The organism is Lysobacterales bacterium (assembly GCA_014946745.1).
Classification (GTDB): domain Bacteria; phylum Pseudomonadota; class Gammaproteobacteria; order Xanthomonadales; family Xanthomonadaceae; genus Aquimonas.
The window spans coordinates 750098-776240 of record JADCRD010000003.1; the positions used below are offsets into that span (position 1 = coordinate 750098).

The 26143-nt window shown below is 66.1% G+C and carries 22 protein-coding genes; 10 read left to right on the forward strand and 12 right to left on the reverse strand.

The window, feature by feature from the left end; genetic code table 11:
- Positions 1-382 precede the first annotated feature (382 nt).
- From H4O13_18875 to H4O13_18890, 4 genes are all read left to right on the forward strand, one after another.
- The gene (locus H4O13_18875) at positions 383-1381 is read left to right on the forward strand and encodes an ImmA/IrrE family metallo-endopeptidase (GenBank protein MBE5317462.1); all 999 of its coding nucleotides are present in this window, start codon (positions 383-385) and stop codon (positions 1379-1381) included.
- Positions 1381-2022 carry a hypothetical protein gene (locus tag H4O13_18880; protein ID MBE5317463.1) on the forward strand — a complete coding sequence of 214 codons (642 nt, stop codon included), beginning with the start codon at positions 1381-1383 and terminating at the stop codon, positions 2020-2022. Before H4O13_18875 ends, H4O13_18880 begins: the two co-directional genes overlap by 1 nt.
- 1049 nt (positions 2023-3071) lie before the next feature.
- Positions 3072-3524, forward strand: a complete 453-nt coding sequence (locus tag H4O13_18885) for a hypothetical protein (GenBank protein MBE5317464.1) — start codon at positions 3072-3074, stop codon at positions 3522-3524.
- Between the two features lie 130 nt (positions 3525-3654).
- On the forward strand, positions 3655-5493 hold the full coding sequence (locus H4O13_18890; protein MBE5317465.1) for a hypothetical protein: 1839 nt from the start codon (positions 3655-3657) through the stop codon (positions 5491-5493).
- Between the two features lie 34 nt (positions 5494-5527).
- Here the strand turns inward: H4O13_18890 and H4O13_18895 are convergent, their stop codons facing one another.
- From H4O13_18895 to H4O13_18905, 3 genes are all read right to left on the reverse strand, one after another.
- Positions 5528-6820 carry a hypothetical protein gene (locus H4O13_18895; GenBank protein MBE5317466.1) on the reverse strand — a complete coding sequence of 431 codons (1293 nt, stop codon included), beginning with the start codon at positions 6818-6820 and terminating at the stop codon, positions 5528-5530.
- Between the two features lie 5 nt (positions 6821-6825).
- Complete coding sequence (locus H4O13_18900) at positions 6826-7704, reverse strand: TonB C-terminal domain-containing protein (protein ID MBE5317467.1); 879 nt, start codon at positions 7702-7704, stop codon at positions 6826-6828.
- Between the two features lie 165 nt (positions 7705-7869).
- Complete coding sequence (locus H4O13_18905) at positions 7870-8154, reverse strand: DUF1778 domain-containing protein (GenBank protein ID MBE5317468.1); 285 nt, start codon at positions 8152-8154, stop codon at positions 7870-7872.
- Between the two features lie 588 nt (positions 8155-8742).
- Between H4O13_18905 and H4O13_18910 the strand changes: the two genes are divergently transcribed.
- Together H4O13_18910 and H4O13_18915 are read left to right on the forward strand one after the other, a co-directional pair.
- The gene (locus H4O13_18910) at positions 8743-9822 is read left to right on the forward strand and encodes a DUF4935 domain-containing protein (protein ID MBE5317469.1); all 1080 of its coding nucleotides are present in this window, start codon (positions 8743-8745) and stop codon (positions 9820-9822) included.
- Between the two features lie 51 nt (positions 9823-9873).
- Positions 9874-11115, forward strand: a complete 1242-nt coding sequence (locus H4O13_18915) for an abortive infection family protein (GenBank protein ID MBE5317470.1) — start codon at positions 9874-9876, stop codon at positions 11113-11115.
- Positions 11116-11174: 59 nt separating this feature from the next.
- Here the strand turns inward: H4O13_18915 and H4O13_18920 are convergent, their stop codons facing one another.
- Positions 11175-11843, reverse strand: coding sequence for an NYN domain-containing protein (locus H4O13_18920; protein ID MBE5317471.1), 669 nt, complete (start codon positions 11841-11843; stop codon positions 11175-11177).
- A 160-nt stretch (positions 11844-12003) separates the two neighbouring features.
- Positions 12004-12312, reverse strand: coding sequence for a hypothetical protein (locus H4O13_18925; protein MBE5317472.1), 309 nt, complete (start codon positions 12310-12312; stop codon positions 12004-12006).
- Positions 12313-12430: 118 nt separating this feature from the next.
- Here H4O13_18925 and H4O13_18930 point away from each other — a divergent pair, with 118 nt between their 5' ends.
- Complete coding sequence (locus tag H4O13_18930) at positions 12431-12637, forward strand: hypothetical protein (GenBank protein ID MBE5317473.1); 207 nt, start codon at positions 12431-12433, stop codon at positions 12635-12637.
- A gap of 423 nt (positions 12638-13060) precedes the next feature.
- On the opposite strand, the gene H4O13_18935 is transcribed toward H4O13_18930, so the two are convergent.
- From H4O13_18935 to dusB, 7 genes are all read right to left on the reverse strand, one after another.
- A complete protein-coding gene (locus H4O13_18935) occupies positions 13061-13945 on the reverse strand; it encodes an ATP-binding protein (protein ID MBE5317474.1) in 885 nt (294 codons plus the stop codon).
- 36 nt (positions 13946-13981) lie between these two features.
- Positions 13982-14260, reverse strand: coding sequence for an accessory factor UbiK family protein (locus H4O13_18940; GenBank protein MBE5317475.1), 279 nt, complete (start codon positions 14258-14260; stop codon positions 13982-13984).
- Positions 14261-14497: 237 nt separating this feature from the next.
- Positions 14498-15652 (reverse strand): alpha/beta fold hydrolase, encoded by a 1155-nt coding sequence (locus H4O13_18945; GenBank protein ID MBE5317476.1) that lies wholly within the window; start codon positions 15650-15652, stop codon positions 14498-14500.
- Complete coding sequence (rarD, locus tag H4O13_18950) at positions 15649-16563, reverse strand: EamA family transporter RarD (GenBank protein MBE5317477.1); 915 nt, start codon at positions 16561-16563, stop codon at positions 15649-15651. The genes H4O13_18945 and rarD overlap by 4 nt, the downstream gene beginning before the upstream one ends.
- Before the next feature lie 178 nt (positions 16564-16741).
- A complete protein-coding gene (locus H4O13_18955) occupies positions 16742-17920 on the reverse strand; it encodes an FtsX-like permease family protein (GenBank protein ID MBE5317478.1) in 1179 nt (392 codons plus the stop codon).
- A complete protein-coding gene (locus H4O13_18960) occupies positions 17917-19134 on the reverse strand; it encodes an ABC transporter permease (protein ID MBE5317479.1) in 1218 nt (405 codons plus the stop codon). The genes H4O13_18955 and H4O13_18960 overlap by 4 nt, the downstream gene beginning before the upstream one ends.
- Positions 19135-19165: 31 nt before the next feature.
- Positions 19166-20158 carry a tRNA dihydrouridine synthase DusB gene (dusB, locus tag H4O13_18965; GenBank protein MBE5317480.1) on the reverse strand — a complete coding sequence of 331 codons (993 nt, stop codon included), beginning with the start codon at positions 20156-20158 and terminating at the stop codon, positions 19166-19168.
- A gap of 114 nt (positions 20159-20272) precedes the next feature.
- Here dusB and H4O13_18970 point away from each other — a divergent pair, with 114 nt between their 5' ends.
- The 3 genes from H4O13_18970 (at position 20273) to H4O13_18980 (ending at position 26139) form a co-directional block, all read left to right on the forward strand.
- Positions 20273-23290: an EAL domain-containing protein gene (locus H4O13_18970; GenBank protein MBE5317481.1), complete on the forward strand. Its 3018-nt coding sequence runs from the start codon at positions 20273-20275 to the stop codon at positions 23288-23290.
- Positions 23291-23435: 145 nt separating this feature from the next.
- The gene (locus H4O13_18975) at positions 23436-24608 is read left to right on the forward strand and encodes a cystathionine gamma-synthase (GenBank protein ID MBE5317482.1); all 1173 of its coding nucleotides are present in this window, start codon (positions 23436-23438) and stop codon (positions 24606-24608) included.
- Positions 24609-25086: 478 nt separating this feature from the next.
- Positions 25087-26139 carry a type 1 glutamine amidotransferase domain-containing protein gene (locus H4O13_18980; protein ID MBE5317483.1) on the forward strand — a complete coding sequence of 351 codons (1053 nt, stop codon included), beginning with the start codon at positions 25087-25089 and terminating at the stop codon, positions 26137-26139.
- Positions 26140-26143: the final 4 nt, after the last annotated feature.

Consider the following 26143-nt stretch of genomic DNA (forward strand, 5'->3'; position numbering starts at 1 on the left):
CCCGCATTCTGGACGCCATACCGCGCATCCGGGCGGCGATGGCTGGCCAGGGGCACCGACAGCAGGATGTCGAAAAGATAACATCCGTGCCGCAATATCAGATCAGCCGGATCCTTCGGGGAAAGCGCGCCCGCATGAGCCCGGCGGTGGAAGCGCTATGCCGATATGCCGGAATAAAGGTCAGCGCCGTTCGTCCGACGTCTTCTGCCGAGCAGCGCGTGTCTCGCGCCGTAAGACAGGCTTTAGCGGACAATCCTCACGGCGCGGAGGTCTTGGCCCGAATCATTGAGGCCCTTACCCCTGCGTTGGCTCGCTTGCGTGACGCGCCGGCCGCCCGAGCTGACAAGGAGCTCCCATGACTGTCCTTCCCTACCGTGACCTGATGGCCACCCTGCGACGCCTTGGCTTGAACAAGCGCCAGGTCGGCGCCCTGCTGCCTGCGTGGTGGGAGCTGCCGATGGCGGCGGCGCCGTCGGGGGCGTGGGAGTTCGCGTTGATGATCAGCCGGCGACTGGGACTGGATGCGGTGGCCCTGGCGCGTGGTGAACTGGTGCCCTTGGGCGCTGTCTCGGCGCCGCGGTTCAAACACACCGCCCGCGTCACCGCTCAAGACCTGGACGTCTCGAGCCGCATTGCCGGCGCGCTGGCCAAGGCCATCGTCGCCGCGATGCCGCCCCAGCCCCCCGTGCCGAGCCTATCTGCCCAAGAGGTCCGGGCCGAGATTCTGGCCAAGCCCGGCGGACGCGTGGACTTCGACAGCTTGCTCACCTTCGCTTGGGAGCGCGGCATCCCGGTGATCCCGCTGCCCAATCTGCCCACGGGCGTGAAGAAGATGGACGCGGTGGCGCTGAAGGTCGAGTCGCGTCCGGCGATCGTGATCGCCCGCAAGAACGACTCCAAGGCTTGGCTGAGCTTCCTGCTGGCCCACGAGTTGGGCCACATCCTGCTGGGGCACGTCCCCGCCGGCGGCTCGATTGTGGAGGGGTCGCTGCGGGACACCGCGGACTTCGAGGCCGAGGCCGAGCTCGACCAGCAGGAGCAGGAAGCCAACGCCTTCGCCCACGAGGTGTTGGGAGGGCGCGAGGTTCAAGACGCCGTGTCCCAGTGGGGACCCCGGGCGACGATGATGCAGTTGGTGGATCGGGCGCTTGAGGGCGGGCCGCGGCTTCGAACGGCGCCGGGGCACCTCATCCTTCGCTACGCCTTCCTCTACCGGCGCTGGGCCGATGCCAGTACCGCACTCAAGTTCCTGACCGATGACATGGACGCCCAGGCCACTCTCGTCGATCGCATGGCGTCGCAGATCGACACCAATGCCATCGCGGATGACCTGCAGGAGTTCGTCGAGCACATCACCGGGGTGGCTGCCCGGGCCGCCTGATGCGTTCGGTCCTGCTGCTGGCCGACAACGATGTTCTCCTGAGTGCAGCGCACTGGGGACTGCTGGACCTTGTTCCGGGTCTTGTGGGGGCTACCTGGGAGCAGATGGCCGTCCTGGACTCGTTCCCTCACCGCGTTCGCCGGGCGGACCCCAAGCTCTTTCGGGACCCATCTGTGGCGGCCGACCTGTCGACCCGAGTGGACCGGTGTGCCGCCCTGCCTGAGCCTTCACCAGACGCGATTGCAGTCTTGCAGGGGCAAACAGGCATCGACCCGGGCGAAGCGGTGCTGGTGGCCGCCCTGCTCAACCAGTCGGGACGAAACCTGGTGACGGGCGACAAGCGAGCGCTGGGCGCCTTGAGCGCTCTGCACGCAGCGCTGGGAGAAGACGCTCTGACGGGGCGGTTCCTTTGCACGCCGCAGCTGCTTTGGCACGCCTTGTCCGCGCTCGGGGTCGATGCCCTGGTGGAGCACGTTCGGCGCTACCCGGACTACGACAAAGCGACCTTGGCCGTCTTTGGCCGGACCGGACCACGCTCAAAGGAAGACATTGAGGCGGGTCTGCGCTCATACCTGGCTGATCTGGACCGCGCCGCGCCGGGCCTGTTAGTCCGTGCGTTCGGACTTGATCCACCGGCGTAGGCAGCGGCGAGGGCGGGAAAGACCCCTGGTGCGTCTGACCCCTGCATTCTGACTGTCGCGTCGCGTTCCGGAGGCCAAGGGTCGCCTCTTCGTGCCGAGCGGGGTCGGAGGCGGACGCCCCGAACGGGCCGGCTGACGCCCTCTGCGATGGGTGGGGAGTCCCCCAGAGGGCCGTCTTTAGCGCGAAAACCCGCCTTCTCGCTATGAAATCCAATTGAAGACGGGACGGTCTGGTTAAACATGGAACTGTACCCTTGGCTTTTGGGCTCTTCGGGCTCTGGTCGGAACCAACGGCCGCTGCCGACACCAGGACGGCAGCGCGGCCCCAGCGGGTTTCAATCGAAACGGCTGAGAAAGTGGCCGCGCAGGCGGGGCGCGAGCGTCTCTAGAACGCTCGGGTTTCCGATCAAGTCAATGTCGCGGGTCAAAGGCCACGGCGGCAGCAGGGTTGAGGACGCCGAAGGTATCGGCCTAGATGGCGAGAGCGCAGCCTCGCGTCAAGACCAAGTCAGCCTAGATGTGGAAAACGGATGGAGATCGAGGTGCGCGAACGCTCCGCGGGCCACCAGAACTTCGCCGTCCCCCTGGTCTTCGCCCCCGGGTCGTTTCGATGCGGCAGCAGGACCGGAGCACGCAGCGATGGGTCGGCCGTGTAGCGCTGAATCTCAGCGGCACGCAATGCTGCAGCCATTGCGAACAGATCGTCGCTCGCGGAAGCGTGGTGCGGACTGGGGCAGGGAGCGTACGTCGCTGTGTCCGGCGCCGAGCTGCGCTCAGGAAGAGTGAGCGCACGGTGACATGAGGTCAATCGCGCGATGTCCGCGCCGGAGCATACGGACCTGACGACCCGCCCGGCGACGCTCCCTTCGCAACAACAGGGCCGGCCTCGGAATACTTGATGAGCCAGCGATTTGCTCGGTGGTGAGGCGACCCTTGCGCGTGTCCGTCCTATCAGGGTGACTGAACCTACCTAGCCTCGGATGGTACGGCTGGGCGGGGGCAGGTCAGGCCATAATCGGACGCCGACTGTATAACCATCGGGAACACCCATGACGCACAGAAACTGCGAGCAGCAACGTGTGCACGATCAGGCTTGGCGTCAGGCCCTGAAAAGTCGCTTTCCGAAGATCTTTCCCGCCCGGTGCGAAATTGCTGTCTCAGAGGGCTGGCTACCGTTGCTGACCGAACTCTGCGAGCAACTGCAGGGGCTGGCAGATGCTGGCGAAGGCCAACCCGAAGCTGTTGAGGTCAAGCAGAAGTTCGGTGAACTACGCCTTTACTGCAGGCTCGTAGGTGGCCCATCGAAAGAAATTGCGACGAGGGTCAGAGAGCATGCAGGTGGAGTGACCATTGACGTCGGTCAGGACTCAGCATTCGACAAGATCATCGACGAGGCCCGGCGGCGTTCGCTCCGAACTTGCGAGACCTGCGGCGACGCAGGCCAACTCTGTGAGGTGCGCGAAGTTGTCACGGTGCGATGTACGCGGCACGCGCAACGATAGTTGAAAGGCCTTAGTGACCTGCCCGTGGAGTAGCCCCGCCCAGAATCGTGAAGGCGGCAGAGAAGGCAGTCGCGAAGCGTTCGTAGGACACTCACTACCGACTCACTGGCCACCAGGCACGTAGAAGCCAATGCCCGACAAGCTCCTGATCCTGCCGGCGCCGCTGGAATCCGTCTCAGCCCTGATCTCAGGAATCGAAACGGAGCGTCCGCCCACCGCCGTCGATGCCGCGACCTTCGTCCTCCTGGCGTTCGCCGCCACAGGCACAATCGACAAGCCACTTGGAAACGCGAGCCGCTTTCTATCGGATGCTGTTCAGTCTCTGCGATCTCCTGAGCAGAGAACAAACGCGATCGAGCAGGCCCGAGAACTCGTCTACGCTCACCGGCTTGCGGCCACACTCATCAAGGCGTGCCGCAATCTCGGCCTCGGCCTCGTCACAGCGAAAGAGCTGGAAGGGATCCGGCTCTATGCGCCTGACGGATCGTTCTCCAGCGACATAGCGGACCAGATCGACGCCAGGCAGATCTTTACCGTCGAAACGCGACATACACCGTTCGCTGGTCCGCGTGACCAGGTGGCGGCGCTCATGGCGCTGCGCTCCGACTTCCGCGAGTTCTCGAACGTAGAGGCCTTCGCCGGCACCGGCAAGACGCACCTGATCCGCACTTTGCTCGCTGCTGATCCCCCAAAGGGCTCGATCTACATGGTCCAATCGCGGGACCAAGGAATTGGATTGGGCACGGATGCCAACCCGGATGTTGGCGTGCTGACGTGGTGGCAAGTCCTCAACATGTCGCTTGAGGCATTCGTTCATAGGCACCGCTTTGCCAAGATGCAGCGCCATCCCTACGGCGGCTTTGGCCAACACCCCGAACTTCTCAAGAAGCGCGCCGCGGAGTTCGAGGTATCGGAGTCGCTGATCGAAGCCGCGTATTGGACGCTACGCCGCTGGGCTCCTAGGAATGAGCGAGACATCGCCAGTGTCCACGTCCCCTATCCTCTTCGCCCTGATGGCCTAAGCGGAAATCTGGCTACCGATCAACAGAGAGTTGCTGAGCTCGCACGGCAACTCTGGTCCCAGCAGGATGGTCTCCTCCATGGTCGATCCGCAACGATCCCGCTGACTACGAGCCTCTACGCCAGATTTCTCGAGCGCAACAACATTCCGCTTGCAGTCCAGGGCACGATCTTTCTCGACGAAGCGCACAACACACCCGCAGCACTCGCCCGCCTCTTGGAGGCCCATGAGGGCGGTGCCGTATGCTTCGGAGACAGCTACCAGGCATTCGGCCGCCGACCGCCCGCATGGCAAAGAGGCCGGCAGCTCACGATGAGTCAATCAGTTCGCTTCGGCGGAGCCGCGACAAGCCTAGTCAACAGTGCGATCGATCTCCTTGACAAGGATGCGCTTGGCCAGCGTGTGTTGCCGAACGTCACCATCAACACCAAGGTGATGACGATGCGAGGTGACGAGGGCCGCAACGCCGCTGGGCTACATGTTTACGGGAGCCCAGCAACGCTGCTGCGGGACGCGATGAGGTTCCTCTCGCATCGCCAGCGCGTGTACATCAACGGCTTCAGCCAAAAAGCCTGTAAGGCATGGGCGGAACACGCCAGCACCGCGCTGTCCCAGGACCGCGCCGGCGCAGGCGCCGGACTACTTCATCGGATAGAGGCGCTGGCAAAAGCCTCGGACGATCCGCATCTCCTCGGGTGGGTCGTGCAGTCCTTCTCGCGCCTGCAGGACTCGGCGGGCGTCGATCTTGTACTCGACGCAAGCACAGACCCGAACCGGGCCACATGGCTCGTACTTGCTGAGTCTTCGCGGAACCTAGAGAAGCCAGTTGTCGCCATTCATCCCTGCTGCTTCGCCCGCGAGTTGACGAACGATCACATCAAACACTACTACGTCGCGGCATCGCGAGCGCGCGAGACGATCTGGCTGCCTTCGAACGCTTGGCGTTAAGGGACCCCGCGCGGACTTCACGCGTCGCCTGGACCTAGGCCGGTGTTGCGCCCTGGGTGTGTCGCCTGATCGCGGCCTCAACCAACTTGGCTGCCCTCGGGGCGTCAATCAGGTGGGCCGAGTTCGGGCGCGGGGTGATGATCGAAGAGATCTCGTTCGCGCTAACCACAGCGCCCGTGTCGAGATAGTCTGCTTTGCATCCGACCGCGGCAACCACCTCGCGCTTGATGGCAAACACAACGTGCGAGCAGTGCAAGCAGATTGTCGGCGAGCTCCCCCAAGCCCGGATATCGTGGGTTCCGAACTTCACGCGGTTGTCCTTCATGTAGACGGTCTCCGTCTTGCTCCGCCGGCAAACAGGGCAATGCCACTGGTCGTCGACTGCGTTCCAACGCTCCGCGTTGTAGGGTTCGGAGAAGAGGATCGCCAGAAAGTTTGACGGGAGCGAGCGCCCTCGCGCAGCTCGCTCGAGTCGCCAGCGAGAGAGGTTGGCAGAGGCCTTGGCTCGCACGGGCCCGAGCGCCTTCACCAAGCCCTCGGCGCTGATCCACTCCCGAACGGTCGCCGGGAGAGTGCGCCAATTGAGCACGGGAACCGGATCCAAGTCGGCAGCGTGCGGCTCGTACCAATGAGCATTTGTCGCCGCAGCGTGAGCGACCTCATGGATTAGGCGAATCCGGAACTCGTAGGTGGGCTTAGCTGCGTGCCAGATTCGAACTACGGCTTCTCCGTCGATCTCGTGTGGCGCGTGGTCGCGAACGCGTACGAAGTCTCTGATCTGGCCGGGTGTGAAGGAGAACGATCGAGGGGCTTCTACGAGCTTCTTGGCTGCGGTGTCAGCGTTGTTACAGTCCTCACAAACGAGGATCTCTTCAAACGCAGCAAACGCTTTGCCGATACGCGCAGCAAGCCCGAAGCCCGATTCCTGCGGCGCCTGCGTCCCAAAGGTTTCCAACGCGGTTCGGAACGAAGCCTTCAGGACCTCGCCCATGTGGTCATGGTGTATGACCAGCTTGGCTAGCACCTGCCCCTTCTGACCACGTCGCGACAGTCGAAACTTGTCACGTCCACAGCAAGGGCAGAGCCAGGCTTGCGGAGTTCCGATCCAATTGCTGTTGAGTTCGAGCGCGTCAGAACCGTGGAACGAACGGATCCGCTTGGACAAGGGGGAGTCGAACCCGTCCAGGTAAGTGATCTCGCCGGCAGCGACGGACGCGACCAAGACTTCAAGAGCTTCTCGACGCAGAAGCGCGCGCTCTTCATGGGTGAACCGCGCGTGCTCCGCACACCAGGCGTCGAAACGGCTGTACCCGAGAGCGTGACTCATCGTCTTTACCTGCCGTGCTCTTCGCCTTCCACGTATCGGAAGACCACGCCCTGTGAGGCGTCGAGTTCTGCCGGCGGCGGAGCGAAACGGGTCGCCTCACTGAACGCGTTGATGAACGAGCGATCGACGCGTCGCGTGCCGCTCTGGCGGATCCACTTGAGGTTCAAGAGGCGCCCTTCGGCGTCGATCTTCGCCATCACCGAAAGGGCCGTACCAGGTGCAATGTCTGCAGGCTTCTCCCAGCGCTCAAGCACCTGGGCCAGGACCGACGCCCTCCATTGGTCGCTTTGCGAGCAGCGATCAACGTCGACACCCGTTGCCGTCAGCAGGGCGTCCGCAGTCGTCGGGTCCAGCTGGAACTTGATGTCGCGCTGCGTCGAGTCGCTGGGGTAGTAGCGGACCAGCAACGATTCCCCGGCGTGAAGCTGCTGGAAGACCTCGCAGTACATCGAGCCCGCTGTTCGCATCCGAAACGCCACGAGTGTGGGGTTCCATTCGAACTCCGATTCGCGTGCGCCGGAGTAGCTGATGGGCGCATGCGAGTCCACGCGCAGCATCAGGCCTTGCCGGCTAGAACCGAACATCCTGCCGCCGCCCAAGCGGAGAAATCCCCAGATGCTGCCGTCACTGCGGCGCATGATCATTAGCCGATCGCCGCCGGTGTTCTCGATGAATGCTTCTTCGACTGTCCGATCCGTCATCGCGTCGACACGCGATTCGAGCTGCCAGCCGGAAGCGATCACTCCTGAAGTGAAGCAAAGAAAAACTAGGAAAACACTTGCGGATTTCATGAAGACACCAGGATCTGGGGTGGATAGGTGGGGCGGAACGGCGGTTGTGGGAGGAGGGTAGATCAGGCGCGTCCCGCCCGGGCCGCTAACCATCGAACTCGTATCAGCAGTTCTCCTACCGCTGAGCAGTTTTCCTACCGCAGCGCCGACGCCTCGCCATGGCGCTGACACCCGCATCGATTCCGGGCGGCTCTTGGCGATGTACCCATAAGCTCCACATCACTGCGGGTTGCGGCCAAAGATCCTTCTGCCACGCGATCACCCCCGCTCCCAAGGGGCCTCGTGGTTGAGGAGGGTCTTCAGTGCATCTGGGTTCGGCGGTGGCGCGTCCAGCGCATCCATGAACGCTTTCATCTGCCGGGCCGAAAGGCTGAAGCGCGTGCGATCGGTGAGCAGGGCCTGGGCACGCTGGACGCTCGCTTCGACAACAAAGGCGGAGACGGACGTCCTCAAGACCTCCGCCGCACGACAGATGAGCGCTTTCTCCGCTGCATCGACGCGAAAACTGACTCTGGTGTGGCGGGGTGGCCTGGGCACGCTCATCCTCCTGATCCCTGACACAGCGGCGCGCGTTCACGGTGCGCCGGTGGCTTCTCGGGTGCAACACCTCAGGCTGTTCGGCCCTGTGAGCTGGCTAGCTAGTCTCGAGGTAACGGTCGAGGGCTGACTAGCGCGCTTGGCGCGGTGGTTCCGTGGCTGGGCCAGGTGGTAGCGCCGTGTGCGCGTAGCTACACCTTGGCGCGGTAGTTTTCGGGCCACCTCACTTGGGCGCGCTTGGCATCGTCTTCCGGGATCCAGAACAGGTCCGACGGGTTGAGTTCGCCGCTCCGAGCCCTCCGCCGGTCACTTGCGTGGGCGCGCTCGATCGCATGGCGGAGTTCGCGTGCACGACGCTCTGTCGTCCGACGTGAGCTGCTGTCGTCACCGTCTGTGGCATCCATGGCGAGAGACTAGCACCCGCGGGACCGATCCCGCGCGCGGTCAAGTCCGAGCTGGAGCACCTAGCTCGTCAGCGCCACACTCGGCGAAGGCCTGGACGAGTTCAGGTAAAGTCATCAGTTATTCGAGCCGCGGAGGTTGCGTGTGATTGCAGTCGTCCTGGATGCGAGTTGTCTCAGAAAGGAGGGGCTGGTGTCTCCTGCGATGCTCGAACTCGCCCGGCTTGCCGAAAATGGACGGGTCGTCGTTGTGTTGCCAGAGATGGCCGTTCGAGAGCATTTGTCGCAGCAAGAGGACGAGCTGGCGGCAAATCTGGACGCTGCGGTGAAGAATCTGAAGTCTGTTGCGCGAGGCCTGCGGATTCCGGACCCACCTGTGCAGGAGCTCGATCGGTTGACGGGCGCTGTCGCCGAGCTCGAGCGCCCGCTCCGCAAAGCGTATACGGCGGGCTTCAATGCATGGGCCGACCGCTGCAAAGCGCGCCAGATAAAATTCGACGGCGCGCGCATTGACGAAGTGGTCAACGATTACTTCTCAGGGACGGGAGCCTTCAGTGTCCGCAAGGCGAGGAAGGATTTCCCGGACGCACTGATTCTGAGTTCTGTCCGCGCAGCGGCCTCTGAGTTCGAGCACTTCCATCTGGTGGCCGCTGACGAGCATCTCAGGTTCGCTGCCGGACGGCTCGGAATGGAATGCCACGAGAGCCTGCTGCATTTCCTTGACGCGCCAGCGACACGCCGAGTTAGAGAAGCGTTGGCCACCGAGCAAAAGATTTGGGAGTTTTCGGACGCACTTCTGAGTGCTGACAATCTCGACAGAATCGCGACTTGGTTGCGGGCAGGCAATGATGAGCTCGAAGGCATCCGTCTCGAACACGAGGAGATTGACGGTCTAGAGGGAGTCGGCGTTACCGTGTATGGAGCCACAATCGACTATCCAATCTCCGAAGCCATCAAGTTCTTGGTGATCTCGCTGGCTTCTCCCCGAGGCGACGACAAGTGGGCACTGTCGATGAGCTTCGAAACCAAGTGTGAGCTGAGATTCGTGACGTCCTGGCCCGAAAGCATTAAGCTCAAGAATGAGCGGGATATCACCATCGAATGTAGCGATGATGTGGTTGAGCTGGGTGAGTTGTGGTGGGCTCACTTCGACGCCGAAATCGTCGTGGACATGACGCAGTGGCAGCCTGGTGTCGACACGAGGACCTTCACTATCGAGATGTTGAAACCGAAGCTTCTCGTCAATCGGGCAGTGCTTCTCAGGCCTGCGTAGGACGACTTTTCCACTGGGCCCAAATTCGACTATTGATGGGAAAGTAGGCTGATGCGCGACAACGATCAGTTCGAGAACGTGCTTGCAACGGTGGTGGCGCTGCTGATCGCGGAAGATCAGCACGAAGCCGCCCGGTTGATGCGATGTCTTCCGGCCCGGCTTGAGGAAACGGGGTGGGATAATTGGAATGGCGGCACGGCTCTATGGACCGTGTTCCTTGAGGCCGCACCGGAGCAGTACGCCAAGCTGGGTGCACGTCGCGCTGCGCTGGAAGAGGCCATTTCCAAGCGACTGCAGGCGGTGATCGCGCCCTCCACGCAGGATGGCTACAGCGTTCAAATAGTTCCGCGGGTCGTTGGACAATCCGATTGGCGAGAAACGACCGGGGATGTTTCCGAAGCCACCAGGCGAAACATTTTCGATGGGCTGCGCCTAGACCAGGTACGGTGGCACGGCCGGCTAGACGAGGTCGAATTTCTCGCGCGAATCTTCGACCTTAAAGCGCTTCCGTCGCACGACCCACGCTTTCCAGACGCCGCCGGAGACATCTGGCAACACTGCATCAACAACAACGATTGGGGCGACGATTGGGTTTATGGCGACAATCGCTTAAATTTGCTGCGCTGCGCGGCACCCACCTTCCTGCAGTTCCTTTGTGAAACGGTCCATCCGGTGGTTCGCCCTGACCGAAGCGAGGCTCTGCAGCTCGTCAAGCACTATAACGATCAGCTGCGCACCGAGTCCTGGGAGCTTGTCGAGCAGGAGAAGATCGCCGGTCGACCGCGCTTTTCGTTTCGCAACCTGCGCGAAACCACGGCGCGCAGCGTATCGCGCGCTCGTACGGTCGCTGATGCGCTTGATGCGGCATGGATGCAGAAGGAAATTGAGCGGCTCGAGCAGTCGATCGAGCGTGATCCTGCGCTGGCGATCGGCACAGCCAAAGATTTGGTCGAATCATGCTGTAAGAGCATTCTGGCTAAGCAAGGCATCGATTCTCCGAAAGGCGCTGACCTTGGAGATCTAACAAAGCTGTTGGCGAAAGAGCTCAAGCTGGTGCCCGACGACATCTCTCAAGCGACCAAGGGTGCAGAGAACATCAAGCAGATCCTGCGCAACCTGACGGCATTGACGCACAACTTGGCGCAGCTACGCGGCCTGTACGGAACCGGCCACGGTCGGGACGGAAAACATCGGGGTCTGGAGCCGCGGCATGCACGGCTCGCCGTGGCATCCGCCGTCACCTTCATTGATTTCGTGTGTGATACCTATCGCGTTCGAGTAGCGGGCGAGTGATTCCGCGACAACTTCACGCACTGATGCGGAGCTGCTCTGGGGGGGGGCTGATGAGTTGGCTACCAGTAGACGGGCTTGATGATAGGGCGCTTGCGGGTGGGGACCCTTTCGGGCAACTGGCTCGATGCCAGTTCTGCAGTCTTGATCTCGCGACGGATCCAGTCTGCGTTCTCTGCAAGCGCAGCGTTTGAGGGCCTGGGTGCTCCTTCTGAACGCGGGTAGATGAGGCCTCGCCGGATGTGCGGAGCATCGCGCTTGAGTAAGCTCAGCGCGAGCCTAAGGTCGGTGTCACTTGTTACAAGAATGACCTGTTCGCACCGATTGTGCAGTGCGTCGCTGTACATGTGTAGCGCCAGGCTGACATCCGTTTCCTTCTCTTCAAGGCGCCAGACCGGGACGCGATCCGCTTTGCGTGGGGGGGCGTCCTGCTCGTATCGCAGCGCAGTCGAGGGTTCGAGGGAGTACCAGCCGTTGTGAACCTCGACCCTCCCGCGGGCTTCTAGAGCGCGATGGTAGGCCGCTTGGGCGTGGCCGGCAGCGTCGCCTTGCGTCGCCAGCTTCGTTCTGATGGGGGCAGTGAAGTACTTGACGAGCTCTAGCGTCGATGACGGATCTTGAATGCGTAGGATCTGACCGACCAAGGCGACCAAGTCGAGCCATTTGTACGGCGTGTGTTTGACGCACCCGTAGTACAGGTTGTACCCGTCGACGTACGCGATGGTCCGCAATTTTGCGCCCCCAGAAATGCAAACACCGGCTTTCGCCGGTGTTTGCGCCCTAAGGACGGTAGCGAACTGAATCGCGCGGCCGAAGGGTGAGTTGTGTGTTTAGCGTAGCTGCGCGTTGCGCTGGGTGCAACACCCCCCTCCCTCCTCCTACTTCCTTGCTCTACTCCTTCCCTGGCGCGTTGCACTCCGGGTACTCGATCCGCCGTCCGATCAGCCCCGGCACCATCCGCGGCAGCTCGGCCGCGATCGCGTCCGCGTGCTGCGCCCACCAGGCCAAGCAGGTGCTGCAGGCGGCCTCGTGCGTCGGCCGATACGCCGTGTGATGTCGCCGATAGTCGCGACGGTGCAGACCCAGCCGCACCAGCCAGCGATCGCCCTGCGCCGTCGGCGCGACCCGCGCGATTTCACAGCCTCTCCATTCGAGTGCGTGGTGGCCGAACTCGCGGCGCCAGGTGGGGCTTTCGTCCATCTCGCCATCGTCGCCGGGCCTGGGCTCAGGTGCTGAGACCGCGTGTGAGCAATTCTCCTACCCGGATGCGCGCTGTTTGCCGACTGTGCTGGCCACGGCCTGGAAGCAGACTGCCGGCATGGACACACGGCGCGCTGCCTTCCTCGACCAGCTGACCAGCGCCATCGACGCCGGCGACCGCCAAGCGGCGGCAATCCTGCCGATGTTTCGCGACTGGCTGACCGATCTCGCCCAGGACCCCGAGGCGGCACGGTATGAGCCCGGGAGCGTGGGCTACGTCGCCCGCATGTTCGCGCTGCGCGAACTGGACGAAGCCGCCGGCTGACGTGTTGGCCACGCTCGGCAGGCTGCCCCACCCCGGAGGGCAGGGACCGCGAGCGAGGCATCGGAGCCCCTGCCAAGGATTGGCGGGGGCTTCTTCTTGAGCGGCTGCTATCGTGCTGGCCACGGGTCGGGGAGTGCCGCCCCCGATGTGGCGGCTTCGGCTGCGATCCTTCCACGGGCCAGGCCAACCCCTGATGGCCCGCAGGGAGCGTCGCCGGGCGGGTTGGCGGGCCGGCGTGCAAAGGCAGAGCCCTGGGCGTGCAGTCACGCTCGCCGCCCCCAGAGCAGGGCTTAGCGCTGCAGATCTGCCCGGCTTCCGGCTTGGTCTCGTGAATCTACGTGCACATTCATGGACTTAGGGAGATCTGTCCGCCCCGACTGAGCGTCCCTGGAGAGCCCACCGAGCGCATCGTCAGTCCCATATTTAATCGGACAGTCCCATGATTAAGCGGATTTCACAGCCGCCACCGACCAAGGCGACCGCGCTGGCGGTGTGGTGGGGCTGTCGGTACGGAGGTACGCGCCAGCGCGCGGGGTCGATGCGTCCGGCGGCCACTGAAGCGATGGCGGCGACCTCCAGCGCGGCGTCTTCATCCAGCGGCGGCAGGATGCCCGGCAGCCGCTGCGCCAACATGGACTTGCCGCTGCCCGGTGGCCCGCACATCAGCAGGTTGTGGCCACCGGCCGCCGCGATCTCCAGCGCACGACGCGCGAGCGCCTGGCCGCGCACATCGGCGAGGTCAGGCACCGAAGCGACCTGCGCGTGCGCGAGCTCGCAGCGCGCCACGGGTAGGCTGGACTGGCCGCGCAGAAAGGCACAGACCTCCAGCAGGCTCGTCGCCGTATGCGCGCTGCCGCTGCCCACCAGGCCCGCCTCGTGGCCGTTGGCGTGCGGCAGCACCATCGCACGCCCCTCGCGGCCCGCTGCCAGAACGGCCGGCAAGGCGCCATCCACGCCACGTAGATCACCGGTCAAGGCGAGTTCGCCGAGGAACTCGTACTCGCGCAGGGCGGTCACCGGCAACTGGCCTGAGGCTGCCAGGATGCCCAACGCGATCGGAAGGTCGAAGCGTCCGCCATCCTTGGGCAGATCGGCAGGCGCGAGATTGATGGTGATGCGTCGCTGCGGCAGATCGAACTGGCCGCAGATCAGGGCTGCGCGCACGCGGTCGCGGCTTTCCTTCACCGCGGTCTCTGGCAGGCCAACGATGGACATCCCCGGCAATCCGCCGGAGAGATGCACTTCAACCTGTACGGGCGGAGCACTGACCCCGTACTGGGCCCGACTGTTGACCACGGCAAGCGCCATCCTTGCGCTGCTCCTTTGGAGCCGTCCGCGCCAGACTCAGTTGCGCGTGGCAGCGTCGTCGGCGGCGCGAGCGTCGAGTCGCGCTTCGAGGTCGGCCAGGACGCGCTCCAGCAGGTTCAGCTTCTCGCGGGTGCGCAGCAGTACCGCCCGCTGCACGTCGAACTCTTCGCGGGTGACCAGATCGAGCTTGCTGAACCCGCTGTGCAGGGCCGCCCGGAAGTTCTTCTCGAGATCGGTGCGGGCGTCTTCCAGGCCCGGCGGCAGCAGTTCGCTCAGGCGGTGGGCAAGGTCGTCGAGGGCCTTCAGGCGGATCATGTGGCTTTCCTTGGCGGGTTGGCGCGGTGGGGCGAGTCTAGCCAGCGCGGGTGAGAGGACGCAGTCATCGATCCGCCCGCCGCGGGGTAGGAGTTCTCCTACCCCCAGGCACTGAGCCGAAGCCGGCAGGGCGGCGATCGCTCAAGGCGGAAAGAGCGCGCGCGATTCCAAGCGTCCCAGACCGAGTCGTCCTTGATTCTCGCACCGGCACGGGGTGTCGCGGGGCACATGCGGCCTCTATCCGCGTGGGCTCGGCCCTGCGTTGAGCGCGAACTCGATCAGCTCCAGACGACCGGGACGAGGATTCGTTCCCTCAGGCAGCGGGTCGGCGGCCAGCTGAAAGCGCGGACAGGCTGGCTCCTCGCTGGCCGCGACCGCGCGCATCCAGAACGCGACCGGCGTGCCGAGCCAATCCAGGCGCAGGGGCAGGGTGATGTGATCTTCGAGCGGCAGCTCGCGGTACTGCAGCGCCTCGACTTCGGCGGCCAGGCGCCGCGCGTGATGCACGCCAACATGGCGATCGCGCGCGCCGTGGATCAGCAGCGTGCACGCCGACGTCGAAGCCAGCAGTGGTGCAAGTTCGACGGTCTCCAGGTCTACGCCGAGCCGCGCGCTGCTCGCGGCGATCGCCGCTTCCACCCGCTCGGGCGTGAGGCGCAGGCGCAGCAGAGTGCGGACGGCGCGCTGCCACAGGCGCGGATCGGGGCTGTCGAGCAAGGCGGGCACCATATCGCGGACGGCATCCGCGGCATTGGCGAAGGGCTCCAGCAAGGTCACCGACGCGAAGCGATCCGGCAGGCGATGGCTCAGGTGGGCGGCGGTCGCGGCGCCGTAGGAAACCCCGAACAGATGCAGCGGGCCCGACAGGGCTGACTGTGCGTCCAGAACGGAGATCAGTTCGACCAGATCGTCGGCTTCATGGCGACCGTAGCCGGGCGGGGCATCGCCGCTTTCGCCATGGCCGCGCAGGTCGACCAGTAGGACGCGATGGCCGGCCTCGGCAAGGCTGAGCGCCCACGGGTACAGGCTGGTGCGATCCATGCCCCAGCCGTGCAGCAGAAGCGCTGTGCTTTCCGGCGACTGGCCGATCTGGCGCGGGCTGAGGCTGAAGCGGAAGCGCGTCTCCGCAGCGCGCTGCACCTGCGAGTCGAATCCGTAGGCGCCGGGTTCGATCAGCGTGTAGGCGAGACGCAGGCCGGCGCGCGTGTGCAGGTAATGAGTCTGTGCCCCCAGCGCTTCCGACAGACCCTCCGTGCCCTGCGGGAGCGGCGCGCGCGACAGGCGCGGATCCACCAGGCGGTCTTCGAGCGAGGGCAGCGCGGGGGCGGCGCAGGCCGCGACCAGGGCCAAGCCGGCGATCACGAGCCCCAGGCGGAAGCGCAGCGTACTCATGCGAGTGCCGCCGCGCGCTGGCGCTGCGTGTTGAAGCCCTCCAGCGCGTACACCGCCAGCGCTGCCCAGATCAGCCCGAATCCAATCGCCTGCACGCTGCCGAAAGGCTCCTTGAAGATGAGCACGCCGAGCAGGAACTGAATGCTCGGCCCGATGTACTGCAGCAGGCCCAGCATGGACAGCGGGATGCGGCGCGCGCCGTAGGCGAAGGCCACCAGGGGCAGGGCAGTCAGCAGGCCACCGGTGATCAGCAGCGCATCGGTGGCCCAGTCGCCGTGGAAGATCGCCCCGCCGCCGCCCTGTTCGGCCATCCACAGCCAGGCGGCGGCCGGCAGGAACAGCAGCACGCTTTCAACGCCCAGCCCAGGCACCGACTCGACGGCAACCTTCTTGCGGATCAGCCCGTAGAGCGCGAACGAGCCGGCCAGGCCCAGCGCGATCCACGGCGGGCGATCCTGCTGCAGGCTGAGCCAGAGCACGCCGGCGGTGGCAAGGGCGACGGCGATCCACTGCGCACGGCGCAGGCGCTCGCCGAGCACGGCCACGCCGAGCAGCACGTTGACCAGCGGGTTGATGAAGTAGCCGAGGCTGGTTTCGACCACGTGGCCGCTGTTGACGCCCCAGATGTACAGGCCCCAGTTGAAGCTGATCAGCAGGCTGGAGGCCAGCAGCATCCACGCCGCGTGGCGCTGGCGCAGGGCCCGGAACAGCCAGCCGGGGCCGTCCTTCCAGCACAGCCAGGCGACCACGAAGACCGCGCACCAGACGATGCGATGGGCCACGATTTCGAACGCGGGCACGTGCTTCAGCAGCGCCCAGTAGAGCGGAAATACGCCCCACGTCAGGAAAGCGAAGACGGCCGCCGCAAGGCCTTTGCGGTCGAGGGGTTCGGGATGGGTGTTCACGGGCATCGACCTGCAAGCGGCATGCAGCGATTCCCCGTCGCGGGCGCGACGGGCGGGCATGGCGGGAAGGCGCGGGAGTATGCGCTTGTGGCGCCTGTGGCGCCGGGATTCGGGATTGGGGATTCGGGATTCGTTAAAGCAGAGTGGCGGTGAGGCGAAGCCCGAGCGGAATGTCTGAGCCTCGTCAGCCGCGTAGCGCCGCAGTGACCGGCAGGCGCGCGGCGCGCAGCGCGGGGGCGAGGCCGCCGACCAGGCCGATGCCGAGCGCGATGATCAGCCCGGTGAGCACCAGCTGTGGCGTCACCGCGAACTCGAAAGCGACCTGAGTGAAGCCACCGCCCAGCGTGCTGACCGCGTAGCCGTTGAAGGCGAAGTAGGCGAGTGCTGCCCCCAGCACACCGCCGAGCAGGGACAGCAGCAGGGCCTCGGCCATCACCGAAGCCACCACCGGTGCGGCACCGAAGCCGAGCGCGCGCAGGGTGCCGATCTCCTTCGTGCGCGCCGACACCGCCGAGTACATGGTGTTGAGCGCGCCGAACACGGCGCCCACCCCCATGATCGCGGCGACGATGCCGGCCAGCACGCCGATGGTCGCGGTGAGGTTGCCGCTCTGGCCGGCGAAGAAATCGTCCTGACTGCGCACGTCCACGTCGAGCTGCGGGTCGGCCTTGAGCCGCGCCTCCATCACCGGCAGCAGGCCCGGATCCTTGATGCGCGCCAGAATCGAGGACACACCTGGCCGACTGAAGGCGCCCTGCGCGGTCTCGCGGTCGGTCCACAGCTCGCTGTCGTAGGCGCCGCCGGATTCGAAGTGGCCGACGATGGTCCAGCGCCCGCCGCGGAAGCGCAGTTCACGCCCCACCTCCAGCCCGCTGAACTGCCTTGATGCGCCGATGCCGACGATGATTTCCTGAACCCCGGGGCGGAACATGCGCCCCTGCACCAGCCGGAACTTCGGCCGCAGCGCGAGGCCCACCGGCTCGATGCCGCGCAGGCTGACGTTGGCGCCTGTGTCCTGGCCCGGGCGCGGAACTTCGGTGATCACAATGAGTTCGCCCGAAGCCAGCGGCAGGCCGTCGGGCCCGCGCGCGATCGCCGGGTCCTGCTTGACCAGGGTCATGCTGGCCACGGCAAGAAAGCTCGAGATCTCGCCCTGGCTGCCGCCGCGGCTCACGACGACCTGATCGGGCTCGCCGGTGCTGCCCAGCGTCTGGCCCAAGCCGGCCGACATCGACAGCAGGGCCACCAGCACGCCGACCACGCCGGCGATGCCGACCACAATCACCAGCGAAGGCGCCAGCCGCTCGGGGATCGAGCGCAGGTTCATCAGGGTGATCTCGCGGATCTGGGCCAAGCGGCTCATGCGCTGGCCTCCTCGTTGCGGCCGCCGAGCAGGCGGCGAAGCGCGCGCTCGAAGGCGGAGGGCTCGCCGCGGCCGGCGAGTGCGTCGACGATCTTGAGTCGGCGCGCGGCCAGCGCCGGCGGCAGGCCCACGGCCAAAGTCAGCACCGCCACGCTGATGCCGGCGATCACCCACACCCGCAGATCGGTGCGCACGGGGAAGTCAGGCGGAAGAATGCCGGTGGCCGCACTCGCCACCGCCATGCCGAGCAGGGCGCCGACCAGACACAGGGCGAAGGCCTCGGCCAGCACCAGACCCATCACCTGGCGATCGGTGAAGCCCAGACACTTCAGCACGGCCAGCTCGGGAATGCGCTCGCGCACCGCCTGGCTCATGGCCACGCCGGTCAGGAACAGGATCGAGAAGAACACCGCGCCGGTGATCAGATTGACGATCAGGCCGATGTCGCCGAGCTGGCGGATGAAGCCCAGCTGGAACTCGGATTCCTTCTGGGTCTTGGTTTCGTCCGAGGAGTTCTCGAACTTCGCGTCGATGACGCTGGCGATGCGCTCGGACGCCTCCGGGTCGGCGATGCGCACCACGAAGATGCCGGCGAGACCCTTGCCGCCTGAGCGCGCCTCGTCGAACTGCGCATAGTTCAGATACATCAGGTTCGCGCGCTGCGACCAGTCCTCGTTGATGCCGTCGAAGATGCCGACCACCCGCCACTCCCAGGTGCGGCTGCCGCCGGCCTGGGTCCAGATGAAGCTGTTCAGCGGCACGATGTCGCCGACCTTCCAGCCGTACTGCTCCGCCAGATTGCGGCCGACGATGGCGCCGTCATTGGTGCTGATGAAGCGCAGCCAGCTCTCGTTGTCCATCACCCACTCGGGGTAAGTGTCGCGCAGGCGCTGCGGGTTGACTGCGAACTGCGGAAAGAAGCCGCGTCCGTCCTGGTACTGGCCGCCAAAGAACTGCGAATGATTGACCGCGGCCACGCCGGGCACAGCCTCGATCTGCGGCAGCATGCGCATGGGCAGGGGCTGGGTGAAGCTGGTGCTGGCCTGGGTGATGAGGCGGCTGGCGCCGAGGAAATCCCCAGCCCCGGAGAACAGCGAGTTCACCGCCTGCAGCAGGCCCAGCAGGCTGAAGGCCGCGACCAGCGAGGCCAGCGTCAGGAAGGTCCGCAGCTTCTTGCGGAACAGGCCGGCGTAGATCAGTCCGAGGTACTTCACGGCGGCAGTGTCCGAAGAGTGGGGGGTGGGCTCAGGCGGCGCGATCAAGCCTGAGGCCGGCGGCGCGCGCCGCGAACCAGTCGCGGGCCAGCGCAGTTTGCGCCTCGGCCGTCGTCGCTGCGTTGACGAGGCTGCGGAACGTCTCGCCGCCCCCGACGTCCTTGGCGTACCAGCCCAGATGCTTGCGCGCGATGCGCAGGCCCTGTTCCTCGCCGTAGAACGCATACAGCGCGTCGAGATGGCCGAGCAGGATGTCGCGCACCTCGCTCAGGTCCGGCTCGGGCAGGCGCTGGCCGGTGGCGAGGTAGTGCGCGACCTCGCGGAAGATCCACGGCCGGCCTTGCGCGGCGCGGCCGATCATCACCGCATCCGCTCCGGTCTCGCGCAGCACGGCAGCGGCTTTCTCGGGACCGGTGATGTCGCCATTGGCCAGCACCGGGATGCGCAGCTGCGACTTGATCTCAGCGATCAGCGCGTACTCGGCCTCGCCCTGGTAGAGGTCCTCGCGGGTGCGGCCGTGCACGGCCAAGGCCTGGATGCCCGCGGCTTCCGCGATGCGCGCGATGGCGAGCCCGTTGCGGTGGGCGCGCGCCCAGCCGGTGCGGATCTTCAGCGTCACCGGCACCTCAACCGCGCGCACCACCGCATCGAGGATGCGCCCGACCAGGGCTTCGTCGCGCATCAGCGCCGAACCGGCCCAGGCGTTACAGACCTTCTTGGCCGGGCAGCCCATGTTGATGTCGATGATCTGCGCGCCCTGCTCGACGTTGTGGCGGGCGGCGTTTGCGAGCTGCTCCGGCTCGGTGCCAGCGATCTGCACCGAGATCGGATCGGGCTCGCCGGCATGATCCATGCGCAGCCGCGACTTGCGCGTCTGCCACAGCTTGGGATCGGAGTGGGTCATCTCCGAGACCGCGAGCCCCGCACCCAGGCGCTTGCACAGCACCCGGAAAGGCTTGTCGGTGACGCCGGCCATGGGCGCCAGCACCACGCGCGGTTCGATGGGGTAAGGGCCGATGCGCATGGCGTGCAGTGTAGCGGCGACGTCCCCACGGCGCCTGCGCGGGCATGCGCTTTGCAGCCCGGGCAGCTGATCCTCGCAGGCGATCCGCCCGTGCCCAGAGACCCGACTCCGCCGGTGAGCGCTGCCGCGGCCTCTCCGGAGGAGCGCGAGGGCGCGCGTCTGCGCCGTTTGCGTGGGCTCGATCTGCTCGATACCGACCCCGAGCCGCTGTTCGATGCGATCGCGCGGGTGGCGGCGGCGGTCTGTGGCACGCCGATCGCCCTGGTCTCGCTGGTGGATCGCGATCGGCAGTGGTTCAAGGCCCAGCAGGGCCTGGGCGAGACCCGCGAAACCCCGCGCGAATGGGCCTTCTGCGACCACGCCATCCGGCAGGCCGCGCTGCTCGAGGTCACCGATGCGCGCCGCGATCCCCGCTTCCGCCGCAATCCCCTGGTGACGGGCGAGCCGCGGATCGCGTTCTATGCCGGTGCACCGGTGGGCCTGTCCAGCGGCGACCTGCTGGGGACGGTCTGCGTCATTGATCGCGTGCCGCGTCAGCTGCAGCCCCACGAGCGCGCCATCCTTACCGACCTCGCCGCCATTGCCGCCCACGCCATCGAGCTGCGCGAGCGCGGTCTGCGCAACGTCGAGCACACGCGCGAGCAGCTGGAGCAGGACGTCGACTCTGTGCAGGCCATGCTCGCCGCGCTGGCAGGGCGCGAGGCGACCTTCCGCGGCCTTGCCGAGCAGTTCCCGCTCGGTGTGTTCCTGACTGACGCAGCGGGCCAATGCACCTACACCAATCCGCGCTGGCAGCAGCTGCACGGCATGCGGGCCGAGGCCGCGCTCGGGCTGGGCTGGGTTTCGCACCTGCACCCGGACGACAGCAGCGCGGTCGGCCAGGCCTGGCAGCTGGCCGCCAGCACGCAGAGCGCCTTCGACCGCGAGTACCGCGTGGCACCTCCGAGCGGCGGCGTGCGCATCCTGCATGGGCATGCGGCGCCGATGCGCGATGCGCAGGGCGCGCTCACCGGCTTCGTCGGCTCGGTCAATGACATCACCCCGCAGCGCCGGCTTGAGCAGCGTCTGCGCGACAGTGAGGCCCTGCTGGACCGGGCCAATCGACTGGGCGGACTCGGCGGCTGGATGTACGACCTGCGCTCGGGTCAGGCGGTCTGGACCAGCGAGACGCGGCGCATCCATGAGGTGGCGGCCGACTATCGCCCGACCCCGCGGCGCGCGCTGGAGTTCTTTCCTGCCGATCAACGCACGCGCATCGATGAGGCCTTGCGCGACGTGGTGCGTGGGCACGGCCCGCGCAGCCTGGAGCTGCGCATGCGCACCGCCCGCGCTCGCGATATCTGGGTGCTGGCGAGCGCCGAGGCCGATTTTGACGAGACCGGACGACCGCTGCGGCTGGTCGGCACGCTGGCCGACATCACGCCGCGCAAGACGCTGGAGCTGACGCTTGCCGAGGAGCATGCGCTGCTGGCGGTGACGCTGGACTCGATCGGTGACGCCGTCCTCTGCGCTGACCCGAACGGTTGCGTGCTGCGCCTCAATCCTGCGGCCGAACGCCTGCTCGGCTGGCGCATCGAAGACGCGCGCGGACGGCCGGTCGAGGCGGTGTTCACCCTGCTCGACGAGAGCGGCGAGCAGGCCATGCCCAATCCCGTGCGCCTGTGTCTGGAGCGCGGCGGCGTGGTGGGCGTCGGCGAGTACAGCGTGCTGCGCAGCCGCGCCGGCCAGGAGTTCATGGTTGAGGATTCCGCCTCGCCCATCCGCGCTGCGGACGGTCGGCTGCACGGCGTCGTGCTGGTGTTTCGCGACGTCAGCGAGCAGCGCCGGCTGGTGCGCGAGATGCGGCATCGCGCCGCCCACGACAGCCTGACCGGGCTGGCCAATCGCAGCGAGTTCGAGCGCTGTCTGCGCGAGGCGCTGGAGGGCGCACAGCTTGCCCAGCAGTCCCACGCCCTGCTGTTCATTGATCTGGACCAGTTCAAGCTGCTGAACGATGCCTGCGGTCACTCGGTAGGTGACGAAGTGCTGCAGCGGGTCAGCGGCGTGATCGCTGCCTGCATCCGCAGCGGCGATCTGCTGGCTCGCCTCGGCGGCGACGAGTTCGGCGCGATTCTTCGCCACTGCCGCATGGATCAGGCCCAGCGCGCCGCCCAGCAGATCTGCGAGCGCATGGAGGATTTCCGCTTCGAGCACGACGGCAAGCGCTTCCGCGTTGGCGCCAGCATCGGGCTGGTGCCCATCGAAGGCGACTGGCCCGACATCGCCACCCTGATGCAGGCCGCCGACACCTGCTGCTACGCGGCGAAAGAAGCGGGACGCGGGCGCGTGCACGCCTGGATGAACACCGACGAGGCGATGCTGCGACGTCGCGACTCGATGCGCTGGGCCAGCCGCATCGAGTCCGCGCTGGACGAGGATCGCTTCGAGCTGTTCGCCCAGCGCATCCTGCCGGTCAGCGGCGAGCGCGATCCCGCAGGCGAGCACATCGAGATCCTGCTGCGTATGTGCGAGAACGGCAGCCGCGTGCCGCCGGGCGCTTTTCTGCCGGCCGCCGAGCGCTTCCATCTCGCGACCCGGATCGATCGCTGGGTCGTGCGCCAGGTCTTTGCCTGGCTCGATGCGCATCCCGACGCGGTCGAGACGATTGCGACGCTGGCCATCAACCTCTCCGGGCAAAGCCTGGGCGACCGCGCCTTCCATCGCTTCGTCGGCCAGCTGCTGCGTGAGGCGCGCTTCGATCCCCGCCGCCTGTGCTTCGAGATCACCGAGACCGCGGCGATCACTGCCCTTGCCGAAGCCAGCAGCTTCATCACCGAGCTGCGCCGGCACGGCGTGCGCGTTGCCCTGGACGACTTCGGCGCGGGCGCCTCCTCCTTCGGCTATCTGAAGCAGCTGCCGGTCGATGGCATCAAGATCGACGGCCAGTTCATCCGCAATCTTCACCTCGATGCGCTCGACCGCGCCGCCGTCGACTGCTTCTGCCAGGTCGCGCGCGTGCTCGGTCTGCACACCACGGCGGAGTTCGTCGACAGCGAAGAAGTGCTGGGCGTGCTGCGCGAACTGGGCGTGGAGCACGCCCAGGGTTACCTGCTGCATCGGCCCGAGCCCCTGGACGCGCTGCTGCCCGGCTGAGCACGCGATGCTTGATGCAGCGAAGGCGAGTTTGGACAGGCGCCACACTCGCGACCAGGGATCACGTTCAGGGTGGACTTGATCCGTGTTGCCCTAGAATCCGCGCCTCGCCGAGTCTCTCGGCAGCCCCCACACGGAACGCCCCATGAGCAAGTCCTCGCACGCCCACCATGGCCTTGGCACGCGCGCCATCCACGCCGGCCAGTCGCCGGACCCGACCACCGGCGCGGTGATGACGCCGATCTACGCGACCTCGACCTACGTGCAGCGCAGCCCCGGCGACCATCAGGGCTTCGAGTATTCGCGCAGCCACAACCCGACGCGCTTCGCCTACGAGGACTGCGTGGCCGCGCTCGAAGGCGGCCGCCGCGGCTATGCCTTCGCCTCGGGCCTCGCGGCTACGTCAACCGCGCTGGAAGTGCTCGACTCCGGCAGCCACGTGATCTGCATGGACGACGTGTATGGCGGCACCTTCCGCCTGTTCGAGCGCGTGCGTCGGCGCTCGGCGGGGCTGGAGTTCAGCTTCGTCGACCTCGACAACCTCAACGCCGTGGCCGCCGCGCTGCGGCCGAACACGAAGATGATCTGGTGCGAGACGCCGACCAACCCGATGCTGAAGCTGGTCGATATCGCGAAGCTTGCGGCGTTCGCGCGCGAGAAGGGTCTGATCCTCGCTGTCGACAACACTTTCTGCAGCCCGATCCTGCAGCGGCCGCTTGAGCTCGGCGCGCATCTGGTCATGCATTCGGCGACCAAGTACTTGAACGGCCACAGCGACATCGTCGGCGGCATGCTGGTGGTGGGCGACAACTCAGAGTTGGAGGAGAAGCTCACCTTCTTGCAGAACGCCGTGGGCGGCGTGCAGGGGCCCTTCGACAGCTTCCTCGCCTTGCGCGGCCTCAAGACCCTGCACCTGCGCATGCGCGCGCACTGTGAGAACGCGCTGGCGCTGGCGCAGTGGCTGGAAACGCATCCCAAGGTGCGCCGTGTGATCTATCCGGGGCTCGAATCGCACCCACAGCACGCGCTCGCCAAGCAGCAGATGCACGGCTTCGGCGGCATGATCAGCGTGGTGCTCGACACCGACCTGGCCGGCACGCGCCGGATGATGGAGCGCTGCCAGCTGTTCGCGCTGGCCGAATCGCTGGGCGGCGTGGAGAGCCTGATCAACCATCCGGCGATCATGACCCATGCGTCGGTTCCGGCGGAGAACAGAGCCAAGCTGGGCATCCACGACAACCTGGTGCGCCTGAGCGTCGGCGTTGAGGATCTCGTGGATCTGCACGCGGAGCTTGAGGACGCGCTCGGCGCGATCTGAATCGGAGCTGGGATTGGGGATTTGGAAGTCGGGATTCGGGATTCGGGATTCGGGATTCAGAAGAGCGCGGCCCATAGGGTGGGTCTCGACCCACCGGAGCTGGACCCTCGCCTCGACGAACAGGATCTCTCGCAGAGCTGGACCCTCGCGGCGGCCCACGAGATCTTTCGCGGTGCTCCCCTCTCCCCTTGTGGGAGAGGGGCCGGGGGAGAGGGGTAGGGTGCTTGCGGCAAGCATTGCCCCCTCTCCCCAACCCCTCTCCCTCAAGGGGAGAGGGGCTCGCCTCGGTGGCTTGCGATGCTGCGGCCGATCCCGAATCCCGAATCCCGAATCCCGATTCCGGAATCCGGAATCCGGAATCCGGAATCCGGAATCCCCAATCCCCAATCCCTAATCCCTAATCCCAACCAAAGTGTTGAGCCCCGCTTGAGATAGCCCCCGCACGCTCAGGCCTCGAATGCACGGTGGAGGCTCGGACATGTGGCGCAAGCGATGGGTGCGGTGGGTGGTTGGATTGGCGGCCGTGCCGCTGCTGCTGGTGTTCGGGCTGTGGGTCTGGTGGGCGGGCATCGATTTCAGTCACAGCATTGCCAACCCAGAGGCGACGCGGGCCGATCTGCGCTGGCTGCCGGCCGAGGCGCCACCCTCGCGCGGCCGCATCCTGGCGGTGCTGACCAGCGCCGAACGCACCCTGGGCGGCCCGGGTCGCGCGGGTTTCGAACTCACCGAACTGTCGCGCGCCTGGTGGGTGTTCGAGGCCGCAGGCTTCGAGGTCGAACTCGCCAGCCCCGAGGGCGGTGCGCCGCCCAAGGTGGTCGACACCGATGACGCGGTCGATGCCGACTACGCCTTTCTCAACGAGCCGCGCACGCGTCAGGCCATCGAGAGCACGCTGCGCCTCGATGCCGTCGATCCGACGCGCTACGACGCCGTCTATGTCGTTGGCGGCAAGGGCGCGATGCTCGATCTGCACGGCAACGCAGCGCTGCAGCGCATCCTCGCCGAGGTCTACACCCGCGGCGGCGTGATCAGCGCCGTCTGCCACGGCCCGGCCGCCCTGCTCGGCGTCGAGCTCGCGCCCGGGCAGACCCTGCTGCAGGGCCGCCGCGTCACCGGCTTCAGCAACGCCGAGGAGCTGTTCCTGATGGACGATCCTGTGCAGCGGCTGGGCTTTCTGCTGCAGGATGCGCTGGCCGATGAGGGCGAGTTCAGCGAGGCGCCGATGTACCTCGAACATGTGGTGGTGGATGGGCGCGTGCTGACGGGCCAGAACCCGTGGTCGACCTGGGCGCTGGCCGAAGCGACGGTACGCGCGCTGGGCGTGGAGCCCGCCGCGCGCCCGCGCGGCAGCGAGGAGCGTGCCGTCGATCTGCTGCATCGCCTGCACGCCGACGGCTACGACGCCGCGCGCGCGGCCAAGCCCGCCCTGGGGCCGGTCGACAACCGCCTGCTGCTGATGCACGGCCTGGTCGCTTCGATGCGCGGCGAGTACAAGCGCATGTTCGATCTGATGCGCCTGGCGCGTGTCTGATCGC